This window comes from Teichococcus rhizosphaerae (assembly GCF_002631185.1).
GTDB classification, from domain to species: Bacteria; Pseudomonadota; Alphaproteobacteria; order Acetobacterales; family Acetobacteraceae; genus Pseudoroseomonas; species Pseudoroseomonas rhizosphaerae.
Genome location: NZ_PDNU01000005.1, coordinates 111,925 through 118,221, shown reverse-complemented (window position 1 = coordinate 118,221; position 6,297 = coordinate 111,925). Strand labels below are relative to the sequence as shown.

Annotated in this window: 6 protein-coding genes; all 6 read right to left on the bottom strand. The window is 69.6% G+C overall.

Annotated elements, in window-relative coordinates:
- Positions 1-160: 160 nt before the first annotated feature.
- Positions 161-1,213 (bottom strand): sn-glycerol-3-phosphate ABC transporter ATP-binding protein UgpC, encoded by a 1,053-nt coding sequence (ugpC, locus tag CR162_RS05565; protein WP_099094549.1) that lies wholly within the window; start codon positions 1,211-1,213, stop codon positions 161-163.
- The gene (ugpE, locus tag CR162_RS05560) at positions 1,213-2,115 is read right to left on the bottom strand and encodes a sn-glycerol-3-phosphate ABC transporter permease UgpE (protein ID WP_099094548.1); all 903 of its coding nucleotides are present in this window, start codon (positions 2,113-2,115) and stop codon (positions 1,213-1,215) included. Before ugpE ends, ugpC begins: the two co-directional genes overlap by 1 nt.
- A complete protein-coding gene (ugpA, locus tag CR162_RS05555; RefSeq protein WP_099094547.1) occupies positions 2,115-2,996 on the bottom strand; it encodes a sn-glycerol-3-phosphate ABC transporter permease UgpA in 882 nt (293 codons plus the stop codon). The genes ugpE and ugpA overlap by 1 nt, the downstream gene beginning before the upstream one ends.
- Before the next feature lie 2 nt (positions 2,997-2,998).
- Complete coding sequence (ugpB, locus tag CR162_RS05550) at positions 2,999-4,354, bottom strand: sn-glycerol-3-phosphate ABC transporter substrate-binding protein UgpB (RefSeq protein ID WP_099094546.1); 1,356 nt, start codon at positions 4,352-4,354, stop codon at positions 2,999-3,001.
- 173 nt (positions 4,355-4,527) lie between these two features.
- The gene (locus tag CR162_RS05545) at positions 4,528-5,130 is read right to left on the bottom strand and encodes a 2-hydroxychromene-2-carboxylate isomerase (protein ID WP_099094545.1); all 603 of its coding nucleotides are present in this window, start codon (positions 5,128-5,130) and stop codon (positions 4,528-4,530) included.
- A gap of 72 nt (positions 5,131-5,202) precedes the next feature.
- Entirely contained in the window at positions 5,203-6,096 is an 894-nt protein-coding gene (locus CR162_RS05540; RefSeq protein WP_099094544.1) for a LysR family transcriptional regulator, read from the bottom strand.
- Between the last annotated feature and the right edge of the window lie 201 nt (positions 6,097-6,297).

The window sequence follows — 6,297 nt, the reverse complement described above, 5'->3', positions numbered from 1 at the left end:
CGACCTCTGGGGGTTGGGAGTTCGAATCTTCCCGGGCGCGCCAGCCTCCGCTCCCTGCACAGCAGGAAATCACGAAAAAGCCCGGCATCCGTGCCGGGCTTTTTCGTGTTCGCGCCTCCCGCGCCGATTGCCGGGCGAGGATGCTCCCGGAAGCCGCCTCCTAGAGCCGGCGGCCGCTTTCCGCGTCGAACACATGGAGGTGGCGCGACAGGGAGACCGGCATGGTGCCGCCCGTCACCGGCGCCGCGCCCTGCACGCGCACCGTCATCGCCTCGCCGCCCGGCAGGGTGCCGTGCAGCACGGTTTCCGAGCCGAGCGGCTCCACCAGCTCGATCGCGACCGGCAGCTCGCCGCCCGGCGTGACATGCTCGGGCCGGATGCCGACGATCACGGGCCGCCCGTTCGGGGCGGGGACGGGCCGCTCGAAGCGGACGCGGCCGCCCGCGGCCAGGGTGGCGCCGGCGCCGCCATCCTCCAGCGTGGCGCGCAGCAGGTTCATGGTCGGGCTGCCGATGAAGCTGGCGACATAGGTGTCGGCCGGGTTGGTGAAGATCTCCATCGGCGTCGCGATCTGCGCCGCGCGCCCCTGGTTCATCACCACCAGCCGGTCGCCCAGCGTCATCGCCTCCACCTGGTCGTGCGTGACGAAGAGGGAGGTGACGCCGAGGCGCCGCTGCAGGCGCCGGATCTCCGCCCGCATCTGCACGCGCAGCTTGGCATCGAGGTTGGAGAGCGGCTCGTCGAACAGGAACAGCTTGGGCTCCCGCACGATGGCGCGGCCCATGGCGACGCGCTGCCGCTGCCCGCCCGAGAGCTGGCGGGGCCGCCGCGTCAGCAGCGCGTCGATGCCGAGCAGGCGGGCGGATTCCTCCACGCGGCGGCGGATCTCGTCGCGCGGCATGCCCCGGATCTTCAGGCCATAGGCCATGTTCTCGAAGACGGTCATGTGCGGGTAGAGCGCGTAGTTCTGGAACACCAGCGCGATGTCGCGGTCCGGCGGCTCCAGCGCCGTGACGTCGCGGCCGCCGATGCGCACGGTGCCGGAGCTGGGCGTCTCCAGCCCCGCCGTGATGCGCAGCAGCGTGGACTTGCCGCAGCCGGAGGCGCCGACGATGACCACCATCTCCCCTTCCGCCACGTCGAGGTCGACGCCGTGCAGCACCGTGGTGGGGCCGAAGGATTTCTGGATGCGGGAAAGCTCGAGGGTGGCCATTACTTCTCCGTCTCGGTCAGGCCCTTGACGAACCAGCGCTGCATCAGGATCACGACGGCGACCGGCGGCAGGAGGGCCAGGATGGCCGTCGCCATGATGGCGTTCCATTCATTCTGCGCGTCGCCGCGCCCGATCATCTTGGACAGGCCGACGACGATGGTCTCGAGCGAGGTGTCGGTGATGATCAGCAGCGGCCACAGATACTGGTTCCAGCCATAGATGAAGAGGATGACGAACAGGGCCGCGATGTTGGTGCGCGACAGCGGCAGCACCACGTCCCAGAAGAAGCGGAGCGGGCCGGCGCCGTCGATCTTGGCGGCCTCCACGTATTCGTCGGGGATGGTGAGGAAGAACTGCCGGAAGAGCAGCGTCGCGGTCGCGCTGGCGATCACCGGGATCACCAGCCCCGCCATGCTGTCCGTCAGGTTGAGGTCGACCATGACCTGGAAGGTCGGGATGATCCGCACCTCCACCGGCAGCATCAGGGTGATGAAGATCATCCAGAAGAAGAACATGCGGCCGGGAAAGGAGAAGAACACCACCGCATAGGCGGAAAGCAGCGAGATGGCGATCTTGCCGACCGCGATCAGCGTCGCCATCACCGCCGAGTTCCACAGCATGGTACCGGCCGGCACGGCGCGGGTGCTGCGCATGCCCTCGCCGCCGCGGGTCCAGGCGGAGATGTAGTTCTCCACCGCCTGGCCGCCGAACCACAGCGGGACCTCGCCGCGGCCGATGGTGTTCGCGTCATGCGTGGAGCCGACGAGGGTGATCCAGATCGGCAGCGCGAAGATGATGACGCCGAGCAGCAGGATGCCATGCGCCATCCAGCGGCCGCGGCGCTGCCGGGCCTGGCTGGCGCGCAGGGCGGGATCGGTGGCGGCTGTCGCGGAATCCGCCATCAGTAATGCACCTTGCGCTCGATCAGGCGGAACTGCGCCGCGGTCACGGCGATGACGATGGCCATCAGGATCACGCTCTGCGCCGCCGAGGCGCCGAGGTTCAGGTTCTCCACGCCATCGACATAGACCTTGTAGATCAGCGTCTCCGTGGCCTTGGCGGGGCCGCCCTGGGTCAGGGCGTGGATGACGCCGAAGGTGTCGAAGAAGGCGTAGACCAGGTTCACCGTCAGCAGGAAGAAGCTGGTGGGGGAGAGCAGGGGGAAGATGATGGTCCAGAAGCGGCGCATCGGCCGTGCGCCGTCGATGCTGGCCGCTTCCAGCACCGCCCGGGGGATGGATTGCAGGCCCGCCAGGAAGAAGATGAAGTTGTAGGAGACCTGCTTCCACGCGCTGGCGATGATCACCAGCGTCATCGCCTGGCCGCCATTCAGCCGGTAGTCCCAGGCGAGCTGCGCCGCGTTCAGCGCCCGCCCGATCAGCCCGATCTGCGGGTGGAACAGGAACAGCCACAGCACGGCGGCGATGGCCGGCGCCACGGCGTAGGGCCAGATCAGCAGCGTCTTGTAGGCGCCACTGCCGCGGATGGCCTTGTCCGCCTGCACGGCCAGCAGCAGCGCCGCCGCCAGTGCCAGCACCGCGACGGAGAAGGAGAACAGCGCGGTGTTGGCGGCGGCGTCCCGCCAGGTCGGGTCGGCCACCACCTCCGCGAAGTTCTCCAGCCCGACGAAGCTGCGGTTCAGCCCGAAGGCGTCCTCCCGCAGCAGGGAGGACCAGATGGCCTGGCCCGCGGGCCAGAAGAAGAAGATGCCGGTGATGACAAGCTGCGGCAGCATCAGCAGCAGCGGCAGCAGCTTGCCCTTGAAGATGACAGCCTTGCGCATGCTCAGGCGCGGTTGGCGCGCTCGAAGTTGCGCAGCACCACATTGCCGCGGCGCGTGGCGTTCTCCAGCAGCGCCTTGGCGTCCTGCTGGCCCTGGAAGGCGCGCTCCATCTCCTCCTGGATGATGTTGCGGATCTCGGGGAAGCCGCCGAGGCGGACGCCGCGCGAGTTCTCCGTCAGCACGCCGCCGCCGCGCAGCATCTGCTCGATGGGCACGTCGGCCCCGACATTCTGCTTGTAGAAGCCGCTGGCCTTGACCTGCTCGTAGCCCGAGCGCGTCAGCGGCAGGTAGCCGGTGTCCATGTGCCACTTGGCCGCGACGTCGGGCTTGGCCAGCCAGGCGAAGAACTCGGCGACGCCCTTCCACTCCTCCTCGCTGCGCCCGCCGCTCGGCCCCTTGTTCATGGCCCAGAGCGAGGCGCCGCCGATGATGGAGTTGAGCGGCGCCTTCGGCACGTCGTCGTAATAGGGCAGCATCGCCGTGCCCCAGTCGAACTTCGCCTCGCGCAGGATGCGCGCGCGGGTGCCGGAGGAGGCGAAGGTGATGGCGCACTCGCCCGCGGGCAGCAGCCCGTCGGCCGCGTTGTCCCGCCCGCCATAGCGGAACAGCCCTTCCTTGTGCCAGTCGATCAGGTTCTGCAGGTGCCGGGCCAGCACCGGGTTGTTGATGGCCAGCTCCGCGTCCAGCCCACCGAAGCCGTTGCCCTTGGTGGCCAGAGGAATGTCGTGGATGGCGCTGAACTGCTCCACCATCAGCCAGGTGGGCCAGGAGGTCGTCATCGGCGTGGCGATGCCGGCGGCCTTCAGCTTGCGCGCGGCCTCGGCCACGGCGGGCCAGGTGCGGGGAAAGGCTTCCGGGTCCAGCCCCGCCTTGCGGAAGGCGTCCTTGTTGTAGAAGGACACGGAGGTGGAGCTGTTGAACGGCATGGAGGCCATGCGGCCATCGGGCAGGCTGTAATAGCCGCGCACGCCGGCGAGCACGTCCTCGAAGTCGATCTTGACGCCGGTCTGCTGCAGCAGCTCCCACACCGGCTTGGTGGCGCGGCTCGCCGCCATCATCGTCGCGGTGCCGACCTCGAACATCTGCACGATGTGGGGCGCGTTGTTGGCGCGGAAGGCGGCGATGGCGGCCACCATCGTCTCGCTGTAGCCGCCCCGGTAGCTGGCGTTGACGCGGTACCGCTGCTGGCTCTCGTTGAAGCCGGCGGCGACCTGCTCCAGCATGCCGCCCAGCGGCTGGGTCAGCCCGTGCCAGAACTGGATCTCGACCGGCGCCCCCTGGGCCGCCGCCGGCCGTCCGGCAACCATGGCCGCCGTGGTGAGTCCGATGGCGCCCTTGGCCAGTGTGCGACGCAGCATGAGTTGACTTCTCCCTGAACCCCGCCCGGTCCCGAAGGCCGGCCGGCCCTTGCCGTTATCCTATCCGGAGGGGGCGAGGCTTGTCACGAGACCGTCATGCTTCCGCCAGGCCGGCGCGTCGGCCGCCCGCCCGACCATGCCCCGCGGGAGGCCGGGAAAGCGCGAGGCGCCGTTCAGCGCCCGAGCGCCTCATCAAGGAAGTCGAGCCGGTCCTGGCCCCAGAAGATCTCCTCCCCCAGCACATAGCTGGGCGCGCCGAAGACGCCGCGCGCCAGCGCCGCCTCCGTGTCCGCCGCGCGCCGCTCCGCCCAGCGCGGCTCCTCCGCCAGGCGGAGCACCGTGCCGCCATCCAGCCCGACGCCGGCCGCGAGTTCGGCCAGCGTCGCGGCGTCGCCGGTGTCGCGCTCCTGTTCCCAGAGCGCCTTCAGGATGGCGTGCGCCAGGGCGACGGCCGGGGCATCGCCGAAGCTTTCCCGCACGGCGATAACGGCATGGGCCGGCAGCGCCTCGCGCGCCGGGAAGAACTTCGGCTGCAGCTGGATGGGCGCCCCCAGCCTTTCCCGCCAGCGCCGCAGCTCCATGAGCCGGTAGGCCTGGCGCTGCGGCGAGCGCCGGGGCAGGGGGAGCCCGCCGGAGGCGGCGAAGATGGCGGAGAAATCCACCGGATGGATGCGCAGCCTCGCGGCATGGCGTGCCGCCAGCCCTTCCAGCCGCGCCCCGCCCAGATGCGTCCAGGGCGAGTTCAGCGAAACGTAGTAGTCGATCTGCGCGGTCATCCGACATTCCAGGCCTGGGGAGGCGATCCTGCGCGGACGGAAGGCCGGGCGCAAGCGGCACCCCGCCCTCCTTCAGGGGGCGCGCGGGAAGGCGGCCTCCAGGAAGTCGAGAAAGACGCGGATGCGCTGGCTCACATGCCGCTTGCTGTGGTGCACGGCATAGATGCTCTCCTCCATCCTCGCCGCCTCCGCCGGAAAGAGCCGGACGAGGCGGCCGGCGGCGAGATCCCCGGCCACCTGGAACTCCGCCAGCCGCGCGATGCCGACGCCGGCAAGCGCCAGGGCCAGCAGCATCTGGCCCTGGTTCGCCGTGACGCTGCCGCTGGCGCGGATGCGGCGCAGCGAGTGCTCGCTGTCGCGGAAGGTCCAGGTGCTCCAGGGCATGCGCTTGTTGAAGTTGAGGCATTCATGCTGCGCGAGATCCGCAGGCGTGGCCGGCATGCCGTGCTCGGCGAGATAGGCGGGGGCCGCGCAGATCACCCAGCGCATGTTGACGATGCGCCGCGCGACCAGGGATGAATCCGGCAGCTCGCCGATGTAGAGCGCCACGTCCACGCCGCCTTCCAGCAGGTTGCCCGCCTCGTTGCCGAGCACGAATTCCAGCCGCAGCCCGGGATGCTGGCGGCGGAAGGCGGGCACCAGCGGGGCGAGCTGGTGGATGGCGAAGGTCGGCATGGAGCGGATGCGCAGCACATCGCGCGGCGTGACGCCGGTGAAGGCCACCGCCTCCGCCTCCTCCACCGCCTCGATCGCCTGCCGGGCCGCGGGGTAGAAGGCCTCGCCTTCCGGCGTCATCGTCAGGCTGCGCAACGAGCGGTTGAACAGCACCACGCCCAGGCGGTTCTCCAGCCGCGCGATCATCTTGCTGACGGCGGACGGGCTGAGGGAAAGGCTGCGCCCGGCGGCGGAAAAGCCGCCATCCTCCACGGCGCGGACAAAGACGAGCATCTCGCCGATCCGGTCCATCCCCTGGCCCTCCGCGACCTGTGATGATCGTTCACACGAGTTTGGAAGTTTTGGAAATTGTGGGGGCAGGCACAAGCCCCTAGCCTCGCCGGATCGCCGGCCGGTGCCCGCAGGCACTGGCCAAGGCCAAGAATGCCCATGGGAAGAACATCAGGAAGGGAGCGGTGCGCATGTCGTCCACGGCGCGTAGTCAGGCGAACG